The following is a 22,143-nucleotide window of genomic DNA, read 5'->3' on the forward strand; positions in this document are numbered from 1 at the left end:
GGCGCAAGGCGGCGTCTTTTTTATCCGCGGCGGCGCAGCGCCTTCAGCCGTGGCTGCGCGGCCTGCCAGAGCGCATAGGCCAGCATCGCAACGCCCGCCGCCATGGCATAGCACCCCCAGCAGTGCATGGCCGCCAAGGCCATGATTTCATTGGTTTCCGCGCCCGGCGCAGGCAGTGGCGCCCCGCCCCCGCAGCGCATGGCGAGATAATCCTGCAGCGTCGCCTGACGCCCCATCTCGCCGAGATGATTGGTGAATTTGACCGCGCCAGTCGCGGTCAGGGCGGTGCCCAGAGCTGCCGTCTTCCACATGAGCTCTCTCCTTTTCTGTCCTATCCGATTACCCCCGGTGCGACAGGCAGGCCCATCCGTACTTCCCCTTATACAGTTTGGCCCGGCCCTCCGGCAGTTACGCACCAGTATCGATCACTGCGATTCAGCACTGGAGGGGCTATCCCAATGAATACACGCGCTGACATATCCAGAGGCGCAGGGCCGGGGTTCAGCATAGGCACAGTCAGTACCCTGACCGGTCTTGTTGCGCTCGGCGTCCTGATCATCGCCGGCAATGCTGCCGATCCGATGATGGCCGCCCATGCCTGGACCTTCTTCTTCCTTACCGTCCTGGGCCTGCTGATAACCGGCCTCTGGGCGGGCAGCCTGAACGGGCGTAACCCGTTTGACCCGGCGATCTATGAAGACACGATCGTCAAGTTCGGTGTGGCCGCCTCCATGTTCTGGGGCATCGCCGGCTTCCTGGTCGGCGTCATCATCGCCCTGCAGCTGACCTTCCCGAACATCTTCTACTTCCCGGATCTGGGATGGACGAATTTCGGCCGCCTCCGCCCGCTGCATACATCTGCCGTGATCTTCGCCTTCGGCGGCAACGTGCTGATCGCGACGAGCTTCTATGTCGTCCAGCGCACCTGCCGCACGCGCCTTGCGGGCGGCATGTGGCCCTGGTTCGTCTTCTGGGGTTACAACCTCTTCATCGTGGTCGCCGGCACGGGCTACCTGCTCGGCGTTACTCAGTCGAAGGAATATGCCGAACCCGAATGGTATGCCGACCTCTGGCTCACCATCGTCTGGGTGGCCTATCTGCTCGTCTTCCTCGGCACGCTGTGGAAGCGGAAAGAGCCGCATATCTATGTGGCCAACTGGTTCTACCTCTCCTTCATCGTCACCATCGCGATGCTGCACATCGTCAACAATCTGGCGATCCCCGTCAGCCTCTCGGGTTCCAAGAGCTATCAGCTGTTCGCCGGCGTTCAGGACGCGCTGACACAGTGGTGGTATGGCCATAACGCCGTGGGTTTCTTCCTGACCACCGGCTTCCTCGCCATCATGTACTATTTCATCCCCAAGCAGGTGAACCGGCCGGTCTATTCCTACCGCCTGTCGATCGTTCACTTCTGGTCGCTGATCTTCATCTATATCTGGGCCGGCCCGCACCATCTGCACTACACCGCCCTGCCGCAATGGGCCCAAACCCTCGGCATGGTGTTCTCGGTGATGCTGTGGATGCCCAGCTGGGGCGGCATGATCAACGGCGTGATGACCCTCTCGGGCGCCTGGGACAAGCTACGCACAGATCCCATCGTCCGTATGATGATCGTGGCGCTCGCCTTCTACGGCATGTCGACCTTTGAGGGCCCGCTGATGAGCGTGCGCGCCGTCAACGCCCTTTCCCATTACACCGAATGGGGCATCGCCCATGTCCACTCCGGCTCGATGGGCTGGGTCGGCTTCATCAGCTTCGGCGCGCTCTACTGCGTCACGCCCTGGCTTTGGAAACGTAAGGCGCTCTACTCCAAAGCCCTCGTGGAATGGCACTTCTGGCTCGCGACGCTCGGCATCCTCTTCTACATCGTGGCGATGTATGTGGCCGGCATCACCGAGGGCCTCATGTGGCGCGCCTATAATGAGTTCGGCTTCCTTGAGTATGCCTTCATCGAAACGGTCAAAGCCAAGCATATCATGTACATGATCCGCGTGGCCGGCGGCCTGCTCTACCTGACCGGCGCCCTGCTGATGGCCTACAACCTGGTGCGCACTGCTCTGGGTCACGGCGCCGCTGGCGAGGCCGCCGCTCCCGATGCGCCCAAGACTGCAACCCCCGCGCTTCAGCCTGCCGAATAAGGAGCACTGAACATGGCTATCATGGACAAACACCAAAAGCTTGAGCGCCACTCGCTGCTTCTCACCGTCGGCATCCTTGTGGTTGTCGCCATCGGCGGCCTCGTGGAGATCGCGCCCCTGTTCTATCTCGAGAACACCATCGAGAAGGTGCAGGGCATGCGTCCCTACACGCCGCTGGAGCTGAAAGGCCGCAACATCTACATTCGCGAGGGGTGCTATACCTGCCACTCGCAGATGGTGCGTCCCCTGAGGGATGAGGTGGAGCGCTATGGCCACTACTCGCTGGCGGCCGAAAGCATGTACGACCACCCATTCCAATGGGGCTCCAAGCGGACCGGACCGGACCTCGCCCGCGTTGGCGGCAAGTATTCGGACGAATGGCATCTCGACCACCTGAAAGACCCCAAATCGGTCGTTCCGGACTCGATCATGCCGCCCTACGCCTTCCTTGCGAAGAAAAAGCTGAAGTATGACGACATCGAGGATCACCTCAAAACCCTGCGTCTGGCGGGCGTGCCCTATACGGACGACATGATCGCCAATGCCAAGGCCGATCTTGTCGCCCAGGCTTCGCCCAACGCAGACTTCGACGCCGAAGATGCTCTGGTGGCTCGCTATACCGAAGCATCGGGCCGCGAAGGAACGGTAAAGATCTCCGACTTCGATCATAATCCGAAGGCCGTCACCGAAATGGATGCCCTCATCGCCTATCTGCAGATGACGGGCACCCTGGTCGACTTCTCCACCTATGAGGCCAATGACCTCAGCAACCGGCGCTAGGAGCAGGCAAGATGTATGAAACACTTTCAAGCTTCGCGCAGACCTGGGGTCTCGGCTTCTTCGTGCTGATGTTCCTCGTGGCGGTCGCCTATGCCCTCTGGCCGAGCAATGACGAGAAGTTCCGCGCGGCCGCACACCAACCTCTGATCGACAAGGACCCGTCAGATGACTGACCATAAACGGGATATTGATGAAGTCTCCGGCGTTGAGACGACGGGGCATAGCTGGGACGGGATCAAGGAACTCAACAATCCTCTCCCCCGCTGGTGGCTGTATGTCTTCTATGGCACGATCGTGTGGGCCATCGGCTACATGATCTTCATGCCCGCCATTCCGGCGCTTCCGGGCATGGGCATGAACAACACGCTGGGCATCAGCGGCCATTCCGACCGTGCCGAAGTGGCCCGGAAAGTGGAAGAGCTGCATACGGAGCGTGCTGCCGCCGCCAGCCGTCTCGTCACCGCATCGCTGAGCGAGATCGAGAACGACATGTCGCTGCAACAGTTTGCCCTTGCCATGGGCGAGAGCGCCTTCGGGGACAATTGCGCCACCTGCCACGGCGCCGGCGGCCGCGGCGCCAAGGGCTATCCGATGCTCGCCGATGATATCTGGCTCTGGGACGGCACGCTGGAGGGGATCGAAACAACGCTCCGCCACGGCATCCGCCATACCGAAGATCCCGATACGCGCCGCAACACCATGCCGGCTTTCGGGCGGGACGGGATGCTGACGCCCAGAGAGATCGACGACCTGGTGCAGTATGTTCTGAACCTGTCGGGCCGCGAAGCCAACAGGGCCGCCGTTGACCGCGCTGCGCCCGTTTTCGCCACGCAATGCGTCACCTGCCACGGCGCCGATGGCAAGGGCAATCGCCAGCTGGGCGCGCCTGACCTGACCGATCATGAATGGCTGTTTGGCGGCGAGCCGCGCGACATTCAGCAGACGATCTACAGTGCCCGGAACGCGCACATGCCCGCCTGGCAGGGCCGCCTCGATGATCCGACCATCAAGGCGCTGGCAGTCTATGTTCACTCGCTCGGCGGGGGTGAGAAGTGACTAAAGTCACGCTCATCAAGGCGGGTGGAAGGGATGCTCCGGGGCAAAAGCCGGAGCATCCTCCCTCGCTTTATGAAAAGCGCAACCAGATCTATCCAAAGCTCGCGCACGGCAAGTTCCGGTCGTTCAAATGGCTTGTGATGGCGGTCACGCTGGGCATCTATTATCTGATCCCATGGATCCGCTGGCCGCGCGGCGAGGGCATCCCGGATCAGGCCGTTCTGGCTGATTTTGCAGGAGAGAAATTTTATTTCTTCTTCCTCGAAATCTGGCCACAGGAAATTTACTATCTCGGCGGCCTGCTGATCCTGGCCGCGCTGGCCCTGTTCCTGGTCACCTCCCTTTTCGGCCGCGTATGGTGTGGCTACACCTGCCCGCAAACGGTGTGGACTGACCTTTACATCTGGGTCGAGCGCGCCTTCGAAGGCGACCGGGCTGCCCGTATGCGGCTGGATCACCAGCCGATGAGTTTCAACAAGGCCTGGCGGAAAGTTGGAAAACATATCGTCTGGCTGCTGATTGCCTTTCTCACGGGCGGCGCGTTCATCCTCTACTGGCATGACGCGCCCACAATTGCCCGCACCTTCTTCACCGGCGAAGCGCCGCTTACGGCCTATTTCTTTGCCGGCATCCTCACCTTCACCACCTACGCCCTCGCCGGCACGATGCGCGAGCAGGTCTGCACCTATCTCTGCCCTTGGCCGCGCATTCAGGGCGCCCTGACCGACGAACACGCCCTCAACGTAACCTATCGCTATGATCGCGGCGAACCGCGCGGCCCCCACCGCAAGGATCAGAGCTGGGAAGGCCGGGGCGACTGTATCGATTGCAAGCAGTGCATCCAGGTCTGCCCGATGGGCATCGACATTCGCGACGGCGCGCAACTCGAATGCATCCATTGCGCCCTCTGCATTGATGCCTGCGACGACATGATGAAGAAGGTTGGCCGCCCGATGGGGCTGATCGCCTATGATACGGATGTCGCTGTGGCCGCGCGCGCCTGCGGGGAAAAACCGCGCTACAAGCTGCTGCGCACGCGCACGGTGCTCTATGCCATCCTGATCGCTGCCATCAGCCTGCTGATGGTATGGGGCTATACCTCCAAATCCACCTATGAATTCAACGTGTTGAAAGACCGCTCGCCGCCCTTCATCCGCCTGTCGGATGGCCGCATCCGCAACGGATACACGCTGAAGCTCGTCAACAAGTCCACCGATGTGCGCGCTGTTGATATTTCTGTGGAAGGCCTGCCCGAAGCAGATTTCGAGATCATCGGCCTCGGTTCGGCCCCCGATGGCGGCAGCCTGCAGGTAACCACGGACGCCCATGGTGTGGCCCGCTACCGCCTTCTGGTGACAGCCTCTCCGGAAAGCCTGCCCCGCCGCACAACCCTCACGGTACTGATCAAGGACGTGGCCACCGGCGAAATCGCCGAAGCCGACGCGCCCTTCACAACAGGAGACCAATAATGGCTGCTTCCCTGTCTCTCGAAAGCTCCGGCAAGGGCAAGATGAAGGGCTGGCATGCCCTGCTCTGGTTCCTCGGCTTTTTCGGCTTCATGTTTGTCGTGAACGGCATCTTCCTCTGGGCTGCGATCACAAGCTTTCCCGGCGAGGATGTTGAAAAGTCCTATCTCACCGGCCTGGACTACAATCAGGAACTGGCCCGGCGGGCACATCAAGAGGCGGCTGGCTGGAGCGCCGAAATCGGCATCAGCGGCACCAATTCGGGCTTCCTGCTCACCACCCGCCTGCTGACGCGCGATGGCAACGCCCTGCCCGTCTTCGGCACGCAGGCTCAGCTGCGCCATCCCAGCGACCGGGCATTCGACCGGATGATCACCCTGACCCCCGCCGGCGGCGGTGAATATGTGGCTGAACTCGGCGGCCTGCATGCCGGCGCCTGGAGCGTCAATATTGCCGCCGATGTCGATCCGGAAACGGATGGGTTCGAATTCCGCGCCAGCCGTGAAATCATCGTGCCATGACCGACTATCCCCTCGACGCCAATGGATGCCCCAGCGGACTGGCCCCGCCCAGCGGTGCGGACACGTCCGACCCTACCGCATTCGTCCGCAAGGTTGGCAGGCAGAGCCGCCTGTCGCTGACCGTGCGCGGGGCCAAATGCGGCGGCTGCCTCTCGCGCATCGAGGGGGCGGTGACGGCCTTGCCGGGCGTTGAGAGCGCAAGGCTGAACCTTTCCAATGGGAAGCTGGACATTGCCTGGTCCGGCAATCTTGAACCCCGGCGGATAAGCGAAGCGGTGAGCAACTTGGGCTATGGCGTAGCCCCGCTTGATAAAAGCACGGATGACGATGCCCACAAGAAGGAGGAGCAGTCGCTACTGCTCGCCATGGGCGTGGCCGGATTTGCCACGGCCAACATCATGCTGTTGTCGGTCTCGGTCTGGGGCGGGCATGGCGAGATGGGCGAGGCCACCCGGCAGGGCCTGCATGCGCTCTCCGGCGTAATTGCGCTGCCGACCCTGATCTATTCGGGCCGCCCTTTCTTCAAATCCGCCTGGAATGTGCTGAAAAAGAAGCGCACCAATATGGATGTGCCGATTTCTCTGGCGCTGATCCTGGCCTTCTCCGTCAGCGTGGCTGAGACGATCCGGGGCGGCGAACATGCGTATTTCGATGCCGCTTGCATGCTGCTGTTCTTCCTGCTGATCGGGCGGTTCCTGGACGCGCGCGTGCGCCGCCGGGCCTGGTCGGCCGCGCGGGATCTGGCCGCGCTGGCGAGCCGGACGGTGACGCGGATTTCCGCAGACGGAACGCCCCAATCGGTGCGCTCCGAAGAGGTGAAGCCGGGTGACCGCATCCTCCTGGCGCCAGGCGAGCGGGCCGTGGTGGATATGGTGATCGAGGGCGGCGAATCCGAGGTGGACGAAAGCCTCGTCACCGGCGAGAGCCTGCCGCGCTGGACCGGGGCGGGCATGAAGCTGATGGCCGGCTCGATCAACCTCTCTCAACCGCTGACCGGGCGGGCAACAGCGGCAGCAGCCGACTCGCTGCTCTCCGAGATCAGCCAGATGCTGACGGCGGGTGAGCAGAAACGCTCCACCTACCGGCAGATAGCGGACAAGGCCGTCTCCCTTTACGTGCCGGTGGTTCATTCCACCGCGCTCTTGACCTTCCTCGGCTGGTGGCTGATCGGGGGCATTGGCCTGCGCGAGGCGATCCTCATTGCCGTCTCTACGCTGATCATCACCTGCCCCTGCGCGCTGGCGCTGGCCGCGCCGGTGGTGCAGGTCGTTGCCGCAGGGCGCCTGTTCAAGGGCGGGGCATACCTTAAATCCGGCGACGCGCTGGAACGGATTGCCGCCTGCGATCACATCATCTTCGACAAAACCGGCACGCTGACCCTTGGCACGCCGCGGCTTGTTTCGACCGGCATTCCGGCAAGCCTTCTGGCGGAAGCTGCGCAGCTGGCGCGGGCGAGCCGGCATCCGCTGTCGCGGGCGCTCACCGCCGCTGCCGGGGCCGGACCGCTGGCGAAGAATGTGAAGGAATATCCCGGCCTTGGCCTTGAAGGCGAGGTGCACGGGGTGATCTGCCGGCTCGGCTCTGCCGAATGGACCGGCGCAAAGGCCACCGGCCATACCGGCGCCACGTTGTTCTTTGCGCGCGGGCAGGAAACGCCGGTGGAGCTGCGCTTTGAGGACGACATTCAGGCAAATGCCGCCGGCACGCTGGCAAAGCTGCGGGCGATGGGGATGACGATGGAAATCGTCTCCGGCGACCGGGCCGAAGCGGTGGCGGAAGTTTCCCGCTCTCTGGGCATTGATCAGTGGACGGCAAGTGCCAGTCCGCAGGACAAAGTGGCCCGGCTGGAAGCCCTGCAGGCGGAAGGCCGCAAGGTGCTGATGATCGGGGATGGCCTGAATGATGCTGGCGCGCTGGCGCTGGCCCATGCTTCGGCTGCGCCGGGCGGCGCGCTGGATGTGAGCCAGTCAGCCTCTGATACGGTCTATTCCGGCGGCCTTTCGCCCCTGCCCGGCCTGGTGAAAACCGCGCGGGCAGCCAAAGCGGTAATGCTGCAGAATTTCGGTTTTGCGGCCATTTACAATGTCGTGGCGGTGCCGATTGCCATCATGGGGCATGCGACCCCGCTGGTGGCGGCGATTGCCATGTCGGGCTCTTCCATTATCGTGTGCCTCAACGCATTGCGGCTTACTCTGAACACGGAGAAACAGGCATGAGCGGCCTAGTCTTCCTCATTCCGATTGCCCTGATGATGGGCGCGATGGGCCTTGTCGGCTTTCTCTGGGCGGTCCGCTCGGGCCAGTTTGATGATCCAGACGGCGCCGCCGCGCGCATCCTGATTTCTCCGGACGAACCGCTCCCCGATCGCAAGCACGCAGAATAGCGCGCAGCAGCAAGGGCCGGAACGCGCGGGGGGCGCGGCCGGTTTTTTGGGTGAAGCTGATCTCCCGGCCAGAGGGCGAGAGCCGATGGCGCGGGGATGTGCTGAGGGGTTTTGGGGAAAGGGCGGAGAGAAGGCCCCGGATAATCGCTTCGCGATTTCCGGGAGGAGACGGATTTTTAGCTAGGAGGTGTCGAGGGTGGCATTTGCCGCTCCCCCCTCCGCCCCTGCGGGGCACCTCCCCCGCGCGCGGGGGAGGAGATCCCCGCGCGGCGGGGAGGTTTGGGGTTCATCGAGGAAGACACCTGCGAGGTTCGGCGCGATGTGGCTTTCCCAGACGGGATCGTCCCAGCTCGGCTTTACAGCAGCAGGTTTCCTGTAGGCGCGCCAATGGTCGCCGACCTGGACGATGTGGACATGGCCCCATCGGGTGACCGAGATCAGCAGGGTACGGAGTTCAACGTCCTGACGTTTGAAGATCCAGCGCAGCTGCAGCCAGAGGTAGGGCCAGAAGACTGGCACCACATGGGCATAGAGGCGGGCGATCTGGGGCGACATGGGAGGGAGTATAGATCCGTTCCCGGAGGGGGTGGGGAAATAAAGTTCTTTCTGCGTGTTTGCTGCAGGTTTGAGCGGATTTTTGTTGGATAGGGCGGAAGGCCCTCACCTCCCACGCCCTGCGGGCGCGGGCCCCTCCTCTCCCTGAGGGAGAGGGGTAAGAGGCGTTGGAGTTTTTTCTGGAAAGCTCCAAAAAACTCCAACGGCGCTCCAAGGACAAATCCGGACACAAACGGACACGGCGCGGGACAGCTGGTGCCATCCCGCGCCGCGCTGGGCCACTGGTGGAGCCAGAGCTAGTCAGCCCAGCCGCCACCCATGGCCATGAAGAGGTTGATCTCCGCGCTGGCCTTTGCCGCTTCCGATTGGACCAGCGAGGTGCGGGTTTCGATGAAGGTGCGCTCTGCATCGAGGACGCTGAGGAAGTTGGCCGAGCCGGCCCGGTAACGGGTGCGGGCAAGCTGGGCGGCTTCTTCGGCGGCTGCAGCGGAAGCTTCCAGGGCGGCATAGCGCTCTTTCTCGGCGGCATAATTGGTGAGGGCGACTTCGGCCTCTTCCAGCGCCGTGAGGAAGGTTTCATCGAAATTGGCGAGGGCGATGTCCACGCCGGCCTCTGCCGATTTCAGGCGCGCGCGGGAAGCAGCCACGTTCGGGAAGTTCCAGCTGATCAGCGGGCCGATGCCGAAGCTGAGCCCGTCCTCCTTGAACAGATCACCCGTCCCGCCCAGCGAAGCAGTGCTGACCGAGCCGCCGATGCTGACCGACGGATAGAGATTTGCCGTGGCGATGCCCACACGGGCGGCCGCGCCGGCAAGCTGAAGTTCCGCCTGGCGCACATCCGGACGGCGCGCAAGGAGAGCTGCGCTTTCCCCGGTGGGGAGGAGTGAGACGAGCTGCGGCATGCTCTCGCACGGGGGGACCGCTTTACTCATCTCACGCGGGGTCTGGCCAGTTAGACGGGCCAGGCGGAACAAGGCGGCGTCACGTGCAGCGCGCACGGACGGAATGTCGGCTTCGGCGCGGCGCACCGCAGCCTCGGCCTGCACGACATCCAGGCGGATGCCGCGGCCGGCATCGAACAGCGTGCGCGTGAGACCCAGGGTCTCTTCCTGCAGGCTATAATTCGACTCGGCTGTTTCAAGCTGGATATTGCCCGAGCAATAATCGATCCATGCGCGGGCGGTTTCACCGGCCACCATCAGCGAGGCCGCCTGATAGGCCGCCTCCGCAGCGGCGGCATCCTGGCGGGCCGCATCAATGCTGGCGCTGACCCGGCCAAAGATATCGACCTCATAATTGGTCTGAAAACCGAGGGAATAGACATCGGTTTCAACATCGCCGGGCGCAAAGCTCGGATCGCGCGTATACTGACCACTGGCTGTGGCGGTGGTGGATGGCAGGAGAGCGGAGCGCGCCTCGGTGAGGCCCGCGCGGACCTGCTCCAGATTTGCCGCCGCGCCGGCCAGGGTGCGGTTGTTGTCAAGCGCCGTCTGGACGAGATTGTCCAGTTCCGGGCTGTTATAGAGGCGCCACCAGTCTTTCGGCACGGCCGTATTGGCGACCCCGGCACTCTCCGCCGAGATCAACGTGCCTTCGACGCGCGGGGTAACCATGCTGTCAGGGGCGGCCGGGGCCGTGGCGCAGGCCGTGAGGGCGAGCGCGGCGACTGTGGTGAAGGCGGTGAGTTTGAAATGTGTCATGCCTGGCCTCCTTCGACCGGCGTGGGTGTGTGATCGTCATGGCTGCGGTTTGAGCCGGGGAGAATTTTCGAGATCATCCGTCCAATGACATAGAAGGCCGGGGTAAAGATCAGGCCGAACAGCGTCACCCCGATCATGCCGGAGAACACGGTGATACCGATCGACTGGCGCATCTCAGCCCCTGCCCCCGTGGCGAATGCCAGGGGCATAACGCCGAAGATGAAGGCGAAGGACGTCATCAGGATCGGCCGCAGACGCATCCGGGCACCGGAGACGGCGGCTTCCCGCGGCGTGACGCCATGGTTTTCTTCCTGCTGCTTGGCAAACTCGACCAGAAGGATCGCGTTCTTGGCCGCCAGCGCGACAAGGACGATGAGACCGACCTGGGCGAGAATATCATTAGCCATGCCCGCGATGTTGATGCCGATGGTGGCCGCAAGGATACACATCGGGACGATGAAGATAACCGCGAAGGGAAGCGTAAAGGCTTCATACTGCGCCGCCAGGACGAGGAAGACGAAGATGACGGCCATGCCGAAGACCATCAGGATGGAACTGCCGGCAGCTTTTTCCTGATAGGCCATCTCGGTCCACTCATAGCTGACGCCTTCGGGCAGAACCTGAGCGGCGATCTCTTCCATCGCTTTCAGGGATTCGCCGGTGGAGACGCCAGCCGGTGTCTGGCCGTTGAGTTCGATGGCCGGGAAGATGTTGTGGCGCACCATGCGGACCGGACCCGACCCGTCAATGATCTGAGCCACGGCAGAGATCGGCACCATTTCACCGGTGGACGAGCGCACCTGGAACTGGCCGATGCTGGCGGCTGTTTCACGGAACGGGGCATCTGCCTGGGCGGTGACGCGGAACGTCCGGCCAAGGAAGTTGAAGTCGTTCACATAGGTGGAGCCGAGATTGGTGCCGAGGGTTGAATAGACATCCCCCGGTTCCACGCCGAGAAGCTGGGCGCGGTCACGGTCCACCTCTACTCGCACAGTGGGGGAGTTGGTGTCGAAGGTTGTATAGACGCTGGTGACGCGCGGATCCTGCGCAGCAGCGCCCATCATGGCATAGGTTGCCTGCTGGAGCGCTGCGGTGCCAACGCCGGCGCGGTCCTGGATCATCATCTTGAAGCCGCCGCCCTGCCCCATGCCCTGCACAGCCGGCGGGGCAATGATGAAGGCGTTGCCTTCGGGAAGCGCCGCCATGAAATGGCCCGTGAGACGCTGGGAGATGGCAACGGCCGAGAGGTCTTTGCGGCCTTCGCGCTCTTCAAAGTCTGCCAGGCGGATGAACATCGTGCCCGCATTGGACGCCGAGGAGAAGCTGGAGCCGTCCATGCCGACCATGGCGGCAACGCCCTGGATGCCTTCGGTTGCACGCAGCTCTTCAACGACGCGCTGCATCACTGTGTCGGTGCGCTCAAGCGAGGCGCCGGCGGGAAGCTGGACAACGCCGATCAGGAAGCCCTGATCCTGCTCCGGGATGAAGCCTGTGGGCGTTGCCGAGAGGCGCCAGCCCGTGGTGGCCAGAAGCGCGGCATAGACGATCATCACGATCACCAGCATACGGACAAGTTTGGCAACAAGCGACCCATAGGCGTTCGACAGCCAGTCAAAGCCGCTATTGAAGGCATTCCCTGCAAAGCGCAACGGGGCGAGGATGGGGTTGCCCTTCTTGTGGCCGTGCTCTTCGTGCGGCTTCAGAAGCAGCGCGCAGAGGGCGGGCGACAGGGTGAGCGACACCAGCAGAGAGATGACCGCCGCCGAGGCGATGGCGACCGCGAACTGCTCATAGAAGATGCCCGGAATGCCGCCCATGAACAGGGTAGGCACGAACACCGAGACCAGCACGAGGTTCATGGCAATCAGCGCGCCGCCCACCTCGTTCATCGAGGAGATGGCCGCCTGCATGGGGCTTTTGCCTTCGCGGATCGAGCGCTCGACATTCTCCACCACGACGATGGCGTCATCCACCACGATACCCACGGCGAGCACCAGCGCGAACAGGGACAGCGAGTTGATCGAATAGCCGAGCGCCAGCTGCACGGCGAACACGCCGATGATGGAGACCGGGATCGCGAGGATCGGGATCAGCGCCGCGCGCCAGGTTTGCAGGAAGACGAGGATGACGATCATCACCAGGAACACCGCTTCGATCAGCGCATGTTCCACTGCCGACACAGATGCCTCAACGAACTCTGTCGGGTTATAGGGGATCATGTATTCCAGGCCTTCGGGGAATTCCTGGCGGGCCAGTTCCATTTCGGCCAGAACATGCTCTGCGGTATCCAGCGCATTGGAGCCGGGGAGTTGGGTGACCGCAAGGCCGATGCCAGGCTGGCCATCAAAATAGGAGCGCATCAGATAGTTTTCAGCGCCGATATCCACACGGGCCACATCGCGCAGGCGCACGACAGAGCCATCCGCATCCCGGCGAATGACGACATCCCCGAACTCGTCCGGCTCGATAAGGCGGCCACGGATCTGAACCGGGATCTGGAACTCGGGCGCGCCCGTTTCGGCAAAGGGCGCCTGGCCGAGCGCACCACCGGCGGCCTGGATGTTCTGGGCGCGGAGGGCGGCAACGATGTCGCTGGAAGTGAGGTTCAGCGCGGCGGCGCGTTCCGGATTGATCCAGACGCGCATGGAATAGTTGCCGCCGCCGAAGACCTCAATGCCACCAACCCCGTTGATCCGCAGCAGACGGTCCTTGATGGTCGAGGCGGCGTAATTGGCTACATAATCCTGATCGAGCTGACCGCCCGGCGAGACGAGCGCAACGAGCAGAAGGAAACCGGATGCCTGCTGGTTCACGGAAACACCGGTCTGGCGCACCTGTTCCGGCAGGCGCGGCTCGGCGCGCGACACCCGGTTCTGGACCTGGACCTGGGCGGTATCAAGATCGGTGCCCGGCTCGAAGGTGATCGTCAGGCTGACCACACCATCAGCTGTGGATGAGGAGGTCATGTAGATCATCCCCTCCACGCCGTTGATTTCCTGTTCCAGCGGCGCAGCGACCTGGTTGGCCACGTCTTCGGCAGAGGCGCCGGGATAAGACGCGCTGACGACCACGGTGGGCGGGGCAATTTCAGGATACTGAGCAAGCGGGAGACGCGGGAACGCGAATGCGCCGAGCAGGGTGATCACAACCGAGATAACGGCCGCAAAAATGGGCCGCTTGATGAAAAAATGGGACAGGCGCATGGGTTCGTCTCTCTGGGAGGAAGAGAATGGAATGGGCTGACGGCCGGCAGGCCGCCGCGTGTCAGTTTGCGATGCGGCGGGCCGACATGGCCGGACGGCTCTGGACGGTGACCGGGCCTTCGGGAGCGGTCTCATAGTCAAGCTGAACCGCAACGGGGTTCACCGTCGCGCCCGGACGGGCGCGCAGCAGACCATTGACGATTACGCGGTCATTCGCCTGGATACCCTCCGTGACGACCTGCATGTTACCGCTGAGCGGACCAAGCTGGACGGGGACAACCTCGACTTCATTGCGCTCATTGACCAGGAACAGGGTGCGGCGCGTGCCATCGGTCTGGACGGCCGTTTGCGGCACCATCAGCGCGGCATAGGGGGCCGAGCCGTTGATACGCACTTCGCCGGTCATGCCCGGGCGGATCAGCCCGTCTTCATTCTCGACCAGCGCACGCACACGGATGGACCCGGTGGTGTCGCCCATCCGGTTGTCCGCGAAGATGACTTCGCCCGGGCGGGTGAAGGTGGCTTCATCCTGCAGGCGGGCCTCTGCCTTCACGGCGCCTTCGGACTGTTCGGCGCGCATGTAGCGCAGATAGTCAGCCTCGGAGACGTTGAAGGTGAAGTAGAGTTCTTCATCGCGGACGATGGTGGTCAGGATGTCGCCGGCCGAATTGCCACCGGCGACGAGGTTGCCGGGGTCAACATTCCGGGCCGAGACGCGGCCATCGATAGGGGCTGTCACGCGGGTGAAGCTGAGATCAAGGCGGGCGGCCTCAACGCCGGCTTCGGCTGCAGCAACGCTGGCCTGCGCGCTGGCAAGGCTGGTGCGGTTGCGTTCGAGTTCCTCGACCGACACGGCGCCGGATTCAGCAAGCTTTTCGGAGCGTTCCAGATCCGACTGGGCCTGGCCGAGTTCCGCCTTGGCCTGGGCGAGTTGCGCTTCAGCCTGGGCCAGCGTCGCGCGGAACGGACGGTCATCCAGGGTGAACAGCAGGTCCCCTGCCTTGACGCGGGCCCCATCTTCAAAGGCCACAGATTTCACATAGCCGCTGACGCGGGCACGTACATCTACGCGCTCAACAGACTCGAAACGACCGGTATAACCATTCCAGTCCGCAACCTGGGAAGAGAGGGGGACAGCAACATCAACCTGGGGCGGGGGAGGACCGCCCTGTTCTTGTGCCTGGGGCGCACCGCAGGCTCCAAGAACGATAGCCGTTGCTATAATAGAAACGGTTGCAAAATTGCGCGAACGCATTTAATTTTCCTTCATAAACAAGGCGGAACGGTGGAGGAACGCCTATAAGTCATCAGCTGTTGACCGCATATGACGTCGCGGGAAGCATAAGTCAACAGATGATGACAAATTAATTTTTGTCCTGTAAGGGGGGAGCATGAAATGTAAGCAAACAGTGCGGCGGCGAGATGCTGCTGCCACGAGATCCGCCATTCTCTGCGCCGCGCGAACCCTGTTCGCGCGCGACAGTTATGAGAATGTCGGTATCCGGGAGATCGCCTCCCTGGCGGGGGCGGATGCCGCGCTGGTATCGCGCTATTTTGGCTCGAAGGAGGAGCTGTTCACCGCCGTGCTCAGCTCTGGCGAACGCGGCGTGGACGTGATCGGCAGCGAGCTGGAAGGTCTGCCTGAGCGGGTCGGCGAGCTGATGTTCGATCCGGAAAATGACGGCAAGCCTCTGGAGGACATCCTCGTCATGCTGCATTCGGGCAATTCCCCGATTGCCGGCCCGATTGTGCGCGCCTCCATCCACGAACGGTTTCATGGGCCCTTTGCCGAGGTGATCGGCGGGGAATATGCCAAGGAGCGCTCTCAGCTGTTTGGCGCGGTATTACTCGGCACGTCGATCAGCCAGCATATTTCCGGCGACATGATGGGCTCTCCGGAAGCGCGCCAGAAGCTGAAGAAGCGGCTGACGGAGATCATCCGGCTGGTGATCGCGCCGCTCTAGGCTCCCCCGTTTCAGGGGCTGGCGGCGCAGGCGATCCTGGCTAACGGTAAACGGGGACATTCCTGCTTCCTGTTAGCCGTCATACCGTCATGCACCTCGCCCTGCCCTGGATTCTCTTTGCCATCGGCCTTTTCTACACGCTGGGCGGGGTGGTGCTCATCCGGCGCATGGCGATGGACCGGCTGCTGGATCAAGCGATTGCCGCCATCACCCTGAAGCGTGACCGCGACGAGGAAACGGCAACCCGCCTGCTGACACTAGGCGGATGGCTGACCTTCGCATCGGGATTGTCGCTGATGGCGCAGAGCCGGGCGGCGCTGGTGATCTTCACCCTGAACATCGCGGCGCAGGCCGGATATCTCCTCTGGGCCGCCCGCCATCGGCCGGTCACCCATGATTTGGAGCGGCGCGGCCGGGCGGCAACGCGCACCGCGCTGCTGATCTACACCGGCGTATTTGGCCTGGTGCTGATGATGGAACAGCAGAGCCTGTGGCGAAGCTGGCTGGGTACGGGCATTCCCGGCCTGCTGGCCGATCTTGCCGCGATGGGCGCGCTGACGGCAGCGTTTGTCTTTCTGCTGACGAACATGGGCACGCGCCATGCTGGCGGCCAGGGTGAACGCTATCCGGATTTCCTGCAGCCGGACGATGAAGACGGCCCGGACTATGACCCCACCAAACCGCCCCGCTGCCTGCGGCTGGCGCCGGAATACCAATGCTGGCCCCTCTGGGATGATGAGAGCTTCACCAATATCGACCCGGATACCCTGGGGCTGAGCGCGGCGCTGCAAGAGCGTATCCGCAGCTGGGACCAGCTCTTCCAGAACGGCTACAAGCCAGACGATCCCTTCAGCTCCGGCTTTGCCAGCCTTGAGGAAGAACGTCTCTGGACGGATCAGGCACCAGAAATATGGAACGCCCTTCTGGAAGAATGGCAGGGACCAGCGGTGAACAAGATTTCGCTGCTGCCTTATCTTTCTGCCGCGGCGCATGACGGACTTTCCCCGTATGACACGCCGGACGGCGAACGGCTGCAGAAGATGGCGGACAATTGCCGCCTTCTGGAGATACGCGAGATGCTGGCCCGGCTGGACACGCTGGCGGCAGAGCGCGCGGCCACCGAGGCGTGGGATGGCGATACGCAGGACGGCATTGCCCGCGCACAGAAGTTTTACGCGATGGTGCTGGCCCGCGTGGCGCCGCACTACCGCGCCGATGTGGCGCAGGGCCTTGAGAGCCAGGAAGCCGAAACGCGCGCCTGGGTGCAGCTGGCGCTGGATGGGCAGGCGGGCTGAGGCGTGGCTTGCCGTTCAGGCAAAAAAAGGGCGGCCCTTGCGAGCCGCCCTTCCTGTTTTTGATCCGCTGGCCGATCAGTGCAGATCGAACCGGTCTGCGTTCATCACCTTGGTCCAGGCGGCCACGAAGTCTTTCACAAACTTCTCTTTCGCGTCGTCCTGAGCATAGACTTCGGCATAGGCGCGCAGGATGGAGTTCGAGCCGAACACCAGGTCTGCGCGGGTTGCGGTGAACTTCACGGCGCCGGTTTTCCGGTCCACGATGTCATACGCATTCTGGCCTTTCGGCACCCAGCGATAGGCCATGTCGGTGAGGTTGACGAAGAAGTCGTTCGTGAGAACGCCGACTTGATCGGTGAACACACCATGAGATGTACCGCCATGGTTGGTACCAAGGACACGCAGGCCGCCGAGGAGAACCGTCATCTCCGGCCCGGTGAGACCGAGGAGCTGGGCGCGGTCGAGCAGCAGCTCTTCCGGCTTCACGGCGTATTCCTTCTTCACCCAGTTGCGGAAGCCATCGGCGATGGGCTCCAGCACGGAGAAGGAGGCCGCGTCGGTCTGCTCGGCCGTGGCATCGCCCCGGCCGGGCGCGAAGGGAACAGCAACATTGAGGCCGGCCGCCTTGATGGCCTTCTCGATACCGACATTCCCGGCAAGGACGATCACGTCTGCCACGCTGGCGCCTGTTTCACGCGCAATCGGCTCGAGCACCGAAAGCACCTTCTGCAGGCGAGCGGGCTCGTTGCCGTCCCAATCCTTCTGCGGAGCGAGGCGGATGCGGGCCCCATTGGCGCCGCCGCGCAGGTCAGAACCGCGGAAAGTGCGGGCGCTGTCCCAGGCCGTGGAGACCATTTCGGAGATCGACAGGCCAGAGGCTTCGATCTTCGCTTTGACGGCAGCCACATCATAGGATGTGTTGCCGGCCGGAACCGGGTCTTGCCAGATCAGGTCTTCCTTCGGCGCGTCGGGACCGATGTAACGGACGCGGGGCCCCAGGTCGCGGTGGGTCAGCTTGAACCAGGCGCGGGCGAAGCAGTCGTCGAAATAGGCCGGGTCGGCCATGAACTTCTGGCAGATGGCGTTGTAAGTGGGGTCCATCTTCATCGCCATGTCGGCATCGGTCATCATCGGCATGACACGCTTGGAAGAGTCTGTCGGATCCACCGGCTTGTCTTCTTCCTTGATGTTGACCGGGCGCCACTGGCTGGCACCGGCAGGCGATTTCGTCAGTTCCCAATCATAGCCGAACAGCAGCTTGAAGTAGCCCATGTCCCACTTCGTCGGATGGGTGGTCCAGGCGCCTTCGATGCCCGACGTGACGGCGTTAGTCGCCTTGCCGTCCATATGCGGGTTCAGCCAGCCAAAGCCCTGGGCTTCGAGGTCGTTGCCTTCCGGCGGCGGGCTGAGCTTGCTGGCGTCGCCATTGCCATGGGCCTTGCCGACGGTGTGGCCACCGCAGGTGAGCGCGGCGGTTTCTTCGTCATTCATGGCCATACGGGCAAAGGTTTCGCGGACTTGAGCCGCCGTCTTCAGCGGATCGGACTTGCCGTTGACGCCTTCCGGGTTGACGTAGATGAGTCCCATCTGCACGGCGGCGAGCGGGTTTTCCATCGTCTCGGGCTGATCGACATTTTCGTAACGCGCGTCAGACGGCGCGAGCCATTCTTTCTCTGCGCCCCAGTAAACGTCTTTCTCCGGCGCCCAGATGTCTTCGCGGCCGAAGGAGAAGCCATAGGTTTTCAGGCCCATGCTTTCATACGCGATCGTGCCCGAGAGCAGGATCAGGTCGGCCCAGGAAATCTTGTTGCCGTATTTCTTCTTGATCGGCCACAGCAGGCGGCGGGCCTTGTCGAGGTTGCCGTTATCCGGCCAGGAATTGAGCGGCGCAAAGCGGATGTTGCCCGACCCGCCACCGCCGCGGCCATCCGCCAGACGGTAAGACCCGGCGGAGTGCCAGGCGAGACGGATCATCAGGCCGCCATAATGGCCATAATCCGCCGGCCACCATTCCTGGCTGTTGGTCATCAGGTCGTGCATGTCTTTCTTGAGGGCTTCAAAGTCGAGGGTCTTGACCGCTTCGCGATAGTTGAAGTCCTTGCCGAGCGGGCTGACCTTCGTGTCGTGCTGGTGAAGAATGTCGAGGTTCAGCGTTTCTGGCCACCAGGCCGTATTGGAATTGCCCGCAACCGTGATGGCGCCGTGCATGACAGGGCATTTATCTTGGGGGGGCAGGTCATTGCCGTCCATTGTTTCTCTCCTCGCGTGTGAATCTGTCCGGAGAGAGTGCGTCAGGCGAAACTATTGATCCAATCAATTTTAAGCGGGCGAACTATAGAGTGAGCCTGTGGGAAGAGATCCAGATGTCCGGTAACTCCCCAGGAAGCTCGTTGTTTCTGTCAGTTCGCGCCCCACAGCGCCGGCAAAGCGCCTCGCGAGGCCTCCTTGCGGCGCCATCGACACGCTTAAACGAGAATGTGAAGCATTTGCAAGATTCATCTTGCAAACCATTCGCAGTAGGCCTAGGCGCTGTTCCGGGGTGATTTTAGAGCAACTGAGTCCGCTGCGCCAAGCAGGGATCAGCCTCCCTTGCGCCCCCCAAAAAGGAAGAGAGAGGAGAGGTTTTTCCATCCGGCCCGATGGCCGTTCTCGGGAGGTTCTGCCCATTTCCGCCTGCGGCCCACGGGGCCGCATGGGATACCGGACCTCCCTGGCACGTTCATGGCCTGCCCTATCCCCGCGCCTCGCGGGCATTCTGACAGCCAACCTCGTCCGCGCCTGGCGCATGCACCTGCGCCGCCCGGACGCCCCCACATTCTGGAGACGACAATGATCCGCAGTCGCAAACATGGACTGACAACAAGCCTTGCCCTGATCGCCGCGCTGAGCGGCCCGCTCGCCGCCCATGCGGAAGCCGACGACGCCCGCAACACCGACCCGGAGAAACGCGAAGAGACGGTGGTTGTGGAGGGCGAAACCCTCTACATCGTGCCACGGGTTTCCTCCCCGAAGCTGACCCAGGAACTGGTCAACACGCCCCAGACGATCAGCGTGATCTCTGGCCAACTCATTGCCGACCAGGGCGCCGTCAGCCTCATGGAAGCGCTGCGCAACACGCCCGGCATCACGATGCAGCTGGGCGAGAATGGCAATACCTCCTCGGGCGATACCTTCACCATGCGGGGTTTCTCCTCGCAAAGCTCGATCTTCCAGGACGGTATCCGCGACCTGGGCGCTGTGACGCGCGACAGCTTCAACCTCGAACAGATTGAAGTGGCCAAGGGGCCGGCCGGCTCCGATATCGGCCGGGGCGCCTCCTCGGGCTATATCAACCAGGTTTCCAAAACACCGAAGGCGGACGATTTTACCACCCTCAATGCCGGCGCGACCAGCGAAGGCGGTGTCCGCCTGACCGGCGATGCCAACAAGATGCTTGGCGAGACGACCGGCGTGCGCCTCAATGTGATGGTGCAGGACATGCCGGTGCCGGGCCGGGACGAAGTGACGAACACCGGATACGGCATCGCGCCCTCCATCGCCTTCGGTATCGGTACGGGTACGGAGTTCCAGCTGTTCGGGCAGCACATCGTTCAGGACAATGTGCCCGATGGCGGCATTCCCTCCATTGGCCTTGAAGGCTTCTACAACGCGAACGCGGACCTGCGCGCGGGCGCCGCAGTTGATCCTTCCAACTTCTATGGCAGCAGCGCCGACTATGAAGACGTGGAAGCCAACATGATCACCGCCAAGGTGATCCATGACCTTGGCGGCGGGCTGACGCTGACCAATACGTCCCGCTATGGTAAGACACAGATGGACCGTGTGCTGACGGGTATCAACTCCCTGTCTGCCCCCTCCTCTGATCCCGCCACATGGACGGTCTCCCGCTCGCGCCAGCGGGTGGACCAGACAAATGAAATTCTTGCCAACCAGACCATCCTCACCGGCAGCTTCACGACCGGCCGCCTGGTGCATGATTTCTCGACCGGCCTCGAAGCCCTGTATGAAAGCCAGAAGTCGCTTTCCTTCTCGACCACCGGCCTGACCATTCCGGCCGCGCCGCTCTACAATCCCTCTGCCAATGTCAGCCTGCCAATTCCCTACGCCACCGGCGCAGAAACCGATGGCAGCACCACGACACTGGCTGCCTTCCTGTTCGACACAGTGAAGCTGGACGAGAAATGGTTCTTCACCGCCGGCCTGCGCGCGGAAAATTACGACATCGATTATGATGCCGTGTCGGTTTCCACCGCCACCTCGCACCCAACTCTGCCGGTGGGCACGCTGGTGCCAACCTCAATCACCGCCGATGGCAGCCTCGTCAGCTGGAAGCTGGCCGCGCTCTACAAGCCGCGCGAAAATGGCAGCGTCTATATCAGCTATGGCAACGCGCTGACCCCTCCGGGCGGAGCGAACTTCTCGCTGTCGTCTTCGGAATCCAGCATCAACAATCCGGCCTTCGATCCTCAGGAAACGGAGAGCCTCGAAGTTGGCACGAAATGGGATCTCTTCGGCGAACATCTCGCCGTATCGGCCGCCTATTATTCGACCACGAACAAGGATGAACTGGCGGTGCTCGATCCGGGATCGAACACCTATGAGCAGCTGGGCGAACGCAAGGTGGAAGGCATCGAGCTTTCCGCTGTCGGCAAGCTGACGCAGAACTGGCAAATCTCCGCCGGCCTGACGACGATGGATACCGAAGTGACCGAAGGCACGACCGGCAACAACACCCAGGGCGCAGCCGCGCGCTGGTCGCCGGATCTCTCTGCCACCGTCTGGAGCACCTACAAGCTGACCCCCGCCTTCACCTTCGGCGGCGGCGCCCGCTATACCGGTGAACAGAAGCGCGTGGTGAACCCGGACACCGACATCTCGACCCAGAACGTTCCGGTGATCCCGGAAGCCTGGGTAGTGGACGCGATGGCCCGGTATGAGTTCAGCGAGCAGCTGGCCCTTCAGCTCAACGTGTATAACCTCTTCGATGAGGATTATATCTCGACACTGAACAATTCCGGCGCGCGCCTCACCCCCGGTCAGCCGCTCACGGCTTACCTGTCTCTGAACGTCCGGTTCTGACGC

Annotated in this window: 17 protein-coding genes; 11 read left to right on the forward strand and 6 right to left on the reverse strand. The window is 62.6% G+C overall.

Going from position 1 to position 22,143, the window contains the following annotated elements:
* Positions 1 to 20: 20 nt before the first annotated feature.
* Positions 21 to 311, reverse strand: coding sequence for a hypothetical protein (locus tag ACQKI2_RS12170; RefSeq protein WP_035601494.1), 291 nt, complete (start codon positions 309 to 311; stop codon positions 21 to 23).
* 147 nt (positions 312 to 458) lie between these two features.
* Here ACQKI2_RS12170 and ccoN point away from each other — a divergent pair, with 147 nt between their 5' ends.
* Genes ccoN through ccoS form a run of 8 tightly spaced genes read left to right on the forward strand, consistent with a single transcriptional unit; the run spans position 459 to position 8,344 of the window.
* Positions 459 to 2,138 carry a cytochrome-c oxidase, cbb3-type subunit I gene (ccoN, locus tag ACQKI2_RS12175; protein ID WP_427379936.1) on the forward strand — a complete coding sequence of 560 codons (1,680 nt, stop codon included), beginning with the start codon at positions 459 to 461 and terminating at the stop codon, positions 2,136 to 2,138.
* Between the two features lie 12 nt (positions 2,139 to 2,150).
* Positions 2,151 to 2,918, forward strand: a complete 768-nt coding sequence (ccoO, locus tag ACQKI2_RS12180; protein WP_291050310.1) for a cytochrome-c oxidase, cbb3-type subunit II — start codon at positions 2,151 to 2,153, stop codon at positions 2,916 to 2,918.
* Positions 2,919 to 2,929: 11 nt separating this feature from the next.
* Entirely contained in the window at positions 2,930 to 3,091 is a 162-nt protein-coding gene (locus ACQKI2_RS12185; RefSeq protein ID WP_427379937.1) for a cbb3-type cytochrome c oxidase subunit 3, read from the forward strand.
* On the forward strand, positions 3,084 to 3,974 hold the full coding sequence (gene ccoP / locus ACQKI2_RS12190) for a cytochrome-c oxidase, cbb3-type subunit III (protein ID WP_427379938.1): 891 nt from the start codon (positions 3,084 to 3,086) through the stop codon (positions 3,972 to 3,974). Before ACQKI2_RS12185 ends, ccoP begins: the two co-directional genes overlap by 8 nt.
* The gene (gene ccoG, locus ACQKI2_RS12195) at positions 3,971 to 5,443 is read left to right on the forward strand and encodes a cytochrome c oxidase accessory protein CcoG (protein ID WP_427379939.1); all 1,473 of its coding nucleotides are present in this window, start codon (positions 3,971 to 3,973) and stop codon (positions 5,441 to 5,443) included. Before ccoP ends, ccoG begins: the two co-directional genes overlap by 4 nt.
* Entirely contained in the window at positions 5,443 to 5,961 is a 519-nt protein-coding gene (locus ACQKI2_RS12200; RefSeq protein ID WP_427379940.1) for a FixH family protein, read from the forward strand. Before ccoG ends, ACQKI2_RS12200 begins: the two co-directional genes overlap by 1 nt.
* Positions 5,958 to 8,177: a heavy metal translocating P-type ATPase gene (locus ACQKI2_RS12205; protein ID WP_427379941.1), complete on the forward strand. Its 2,220-nt coding sequence runs from the start codon at positions 5,958 to 5,960 to the stop codon at positions 8,175 to 8,177. The genes ACQKI2_RS12200 and ACQKI2_RS12205 overlap by 4 nt, the downstream gene beginning before the upstream one ends.
* The gene (ccoS, locus tag ACQKI2_RS12210; protein WP_427379942.1) at positions 8,174 to 8,344 is read left to right on the forward strand and encodes a cbb3-type cytochrome oxidase assembly protein CcoS; all 171 of its coding nucleotides are present in this window, start codon (positions 8,174 to 8,176) and stop codon (positions 8,342 to 8,344) included. The genes ACQKI2_RS12205 and ccoS overlap by 4 nt, the downstream gene beginning before the upstream one ends.
* Before the next feature lie 180 nt (positions 8,345 to 8,524).
* On the opposite strand, the gene ACQKI2_RS12215 is transcribed toward ccoS, so the two are convergent.
* The 4 genes from ACQKI2_RS12215 to ACQKI2_RS12230 all read right to left on the reverse strand — a co-directional run bounded on the left by ACQKI2_RS12215 (position 8,525) and on the right by ACQKI2_RS12230 (position 15,057).
* Entirely contained in the window at positions 8,525 to 8,899 is a 375-nt protein-coding gene (locus ACQKI2_RS12215) for a hypothetical protein (protein WP_427379943.1), read from the reverse strand.
* A gap of 296 nt (positions 8,900 to 9,195) precedes the next feature.
* Positions 9,196 to 10,599: a TolC family protein gene (locus tag ACQKI2_RS12220; RefSeq protein ID WP_427379944.1), complete on the reverse strand. Its 1,404-nt coding sequence runs from the start codon at positions 10,597 to 10,599 to the stop codon at positions 9,196 to 9,198.
* Positions 10,596 to 13,802 carry an efflux RND transporter permease subunit gene (locus ACQKI2_RS12225; protein WP_427379945.1) on the reverse strand — a complete coding sequence of 1,069 codons (3,207 nt, stop codon included), beginning with the start codon at positions 13,800 to 13,802 and terminating at the stop codon, positions 10,596 to 10,598. The genes ACQKI2_RS12220 and ACQKI2_RS12225 overlap by 4 nt, the downstream gene beginning before the upstream one ends.
* A 61-nt stretch (positions 13,803 to 13,863) precedes the next feature.
* A complete protein-coding gene (locus ACQKI2_RS12230; protein WP_427379946.1) occupies positions 13,864 to 15,057 on the reverse strand; it encodes an efflux RND transporter periplasmic adaptor subunit in 1,194 nt (397 codons plus the stop codon).
* A 136-nt stretch (positions 15,058 to 15,193) separates the two neighbouring features.
* Between ACQKI2_RS12230 and ACQKI2_RS12235 the strand changes: the two genes are divergently transcribed.
* Entirely contained in the window at positions 15,194 to 15,766 is a 573-nt protein-coding gene (locus ACQKI2_RS12235) for a TetR/AcrR family transcriptional regulator (RefSeq protein WP_427379947.1), read from the forward strand.
* A gap of 89 nt (positions 15,767 to 15,855) precedes the next feature.
* Positions 15,856 to 17,061, forward strand: coding sequence for a hypothetical protein (locus ACQKI2_RS12240; RefSeq protein WP_427379948.1), 1,206 nt, complete (start codon positions 15,856 to 15,858; stop codon positions 17,059 to 17,061).
* Positions 17,062 to 17,136: 75 nt separating this feature from the next.
* Here the strand turns inward: ACQKI2_RS12240 and katG are convergent, their stop codons facing one another.
* A complete protein-coding gene (gene katG, locus ACQKI2_RS12245) occupies positions 17,137 to 19,311 on the reverse strand; it encodes a catalase/peroxidase HPI (RefSeq protein ID WP_427379949.1) in 2,175 nt (724 codons plus the stop codon).
* Between the two features lie 579 nt (positions 19,312 to 19,890).
* On the opposite strand from katG, the gene ACQKI2_RS12250 reads away from it, so the two are divergent.
* Positions 19,891 to 22,140 carry a catecholate siderophore receptor Fiu gene (locus tag ACQKI2_RS12250; protein WP_427379950.1) on the forward strand — a complete coding sequence of 750 codons (2,250 nt, stop codon included), beginning with the start codon at positions 19,891 to 19,893 and terminating at the stop codon, positions 22,138 to 22,140.
* Positions 22,141 to 22,143: the final 3 nt, after the last annotated feature.

This window comes from Hyphomonas sp. NPDC076881 (assembly GCF_050269995.1).
Classification (GTDB): Bacteria; Pseudomonadota; Alphaproteobacteria; order Caulobacterales; family Hyphomonadaceae; genus Hyphomonas.

Bases quoted from the DNA above. Each gene is read 5' to 3' on its own strand.
- ACQKI2_RS12220 (WP_427379944.1), bottom strand. From the start codon at position 10,599: ATGACACATTTCAAACTCACCGCCTTCACCACAGTCGCCGCGCTCGCC.
- ACQKI2_RS12240 (WP_427379948.1), top strand. From the start codon at position 15,856: ATGCACCTCGCCCTGCCCTGGATTCTCTTTGCCATCGGCCTTTTCTAC.
- ACQKI2_RS12215 (WP_427379943.1), bottom strand. From the start codon at position 8,899: ATGTCGCCCCAGATCGCCCGCCTCTATGCCCATGTGGTGCCAGTCTTC.
- ACQKI2_RS12235 (WP_427379947.1), top strand. From the start codon at position 15,194: ATGAAATGTAAGCAAACAGTGCGGCGGCGAGATGCTGCTGCCACGAGA.
- ACQKI2_RS12205 (WP_427379941.1), top strand. From the start codon at position 5,958: ATGACCGACTATCCCCTCGACGCCAATGGATGCCCCAGCGGACTGGCC.
- ACQKI2_RS12185 (WP_427379937.1), top strand. From the start codon at position 2,930: ATGTATGAAACACTTTCAAGCTTCGCGCAGACCTGGGGTCTCGGCTTC.
- ACQKI2_RS12250 (WP_427379950.1), top strand. From the start codon at position 19,891: ATGATCCGCAGTCGCAAACATGGACTGACAACAAGCCTTGCCCTGATC.
- katG (WP_427379949.1), bottom strand. From the start codon at position 19,311: ATGGACGGCAATGACCTGCCCCCCCAAGATAAATGCCCTGTCATGCAC.
- ccoP (WP_427379938.1), top strand. From the start codon at position 3,084: ATGACTGACCATAAACGGGATATTGATGAAGTCTCCGGCGTTGAGACG.
- ccoS (WP_427379942.1), top strand. From the start codon at position 8,174: ATGAGCGGCCTAGTCTTCCTCATTCCGATTGCCCTGATGATGGGCGCG.
- ACQKI2_RS12170 (WP_035601494.1), bottom strand. From the start codon at position 311: ATGTGGAAGACGGCAGCTCTGGGCACCGCCCTGACCGCGACTGGCGCG.
- ACQKI2_RS12230 (WP_427379946.1), bottom strand. From the start codon at position 15,057: ATGCGTTCGCGCAATTTTGCAACCGTTTCTATTATAGCAACGGCTATC.
- ACQKI2_RS12225 (WP_427379945.1), bottom strand. From the start codon at position 13,802: ATGCGCCTGTCCCATTTTTTCATCAAGCGGCCCATTTTTGCGGCCGTT.
- ccoN (WP_427379936.1), top strand. From the start codon at position 459: ATGAATACACGCGCTGACATATCCAGAGGCGCAGGGCCGGGGTTCAGC.
- ACQKI2_RS12200 (WP_427379940.1), top strand. From the start codon at position 5,443: ATGGCTGCTTCCCTGTCTCTCGAAAGCTCCGGCAAGGGCAAGATGAAG.
- ccoO (WP_291050310.1), top strand. From the start codon at position 2,151: ATGGCTATCATGGACAAACACCAAAAGCTTGAGCGCCACTCGCTGCTT.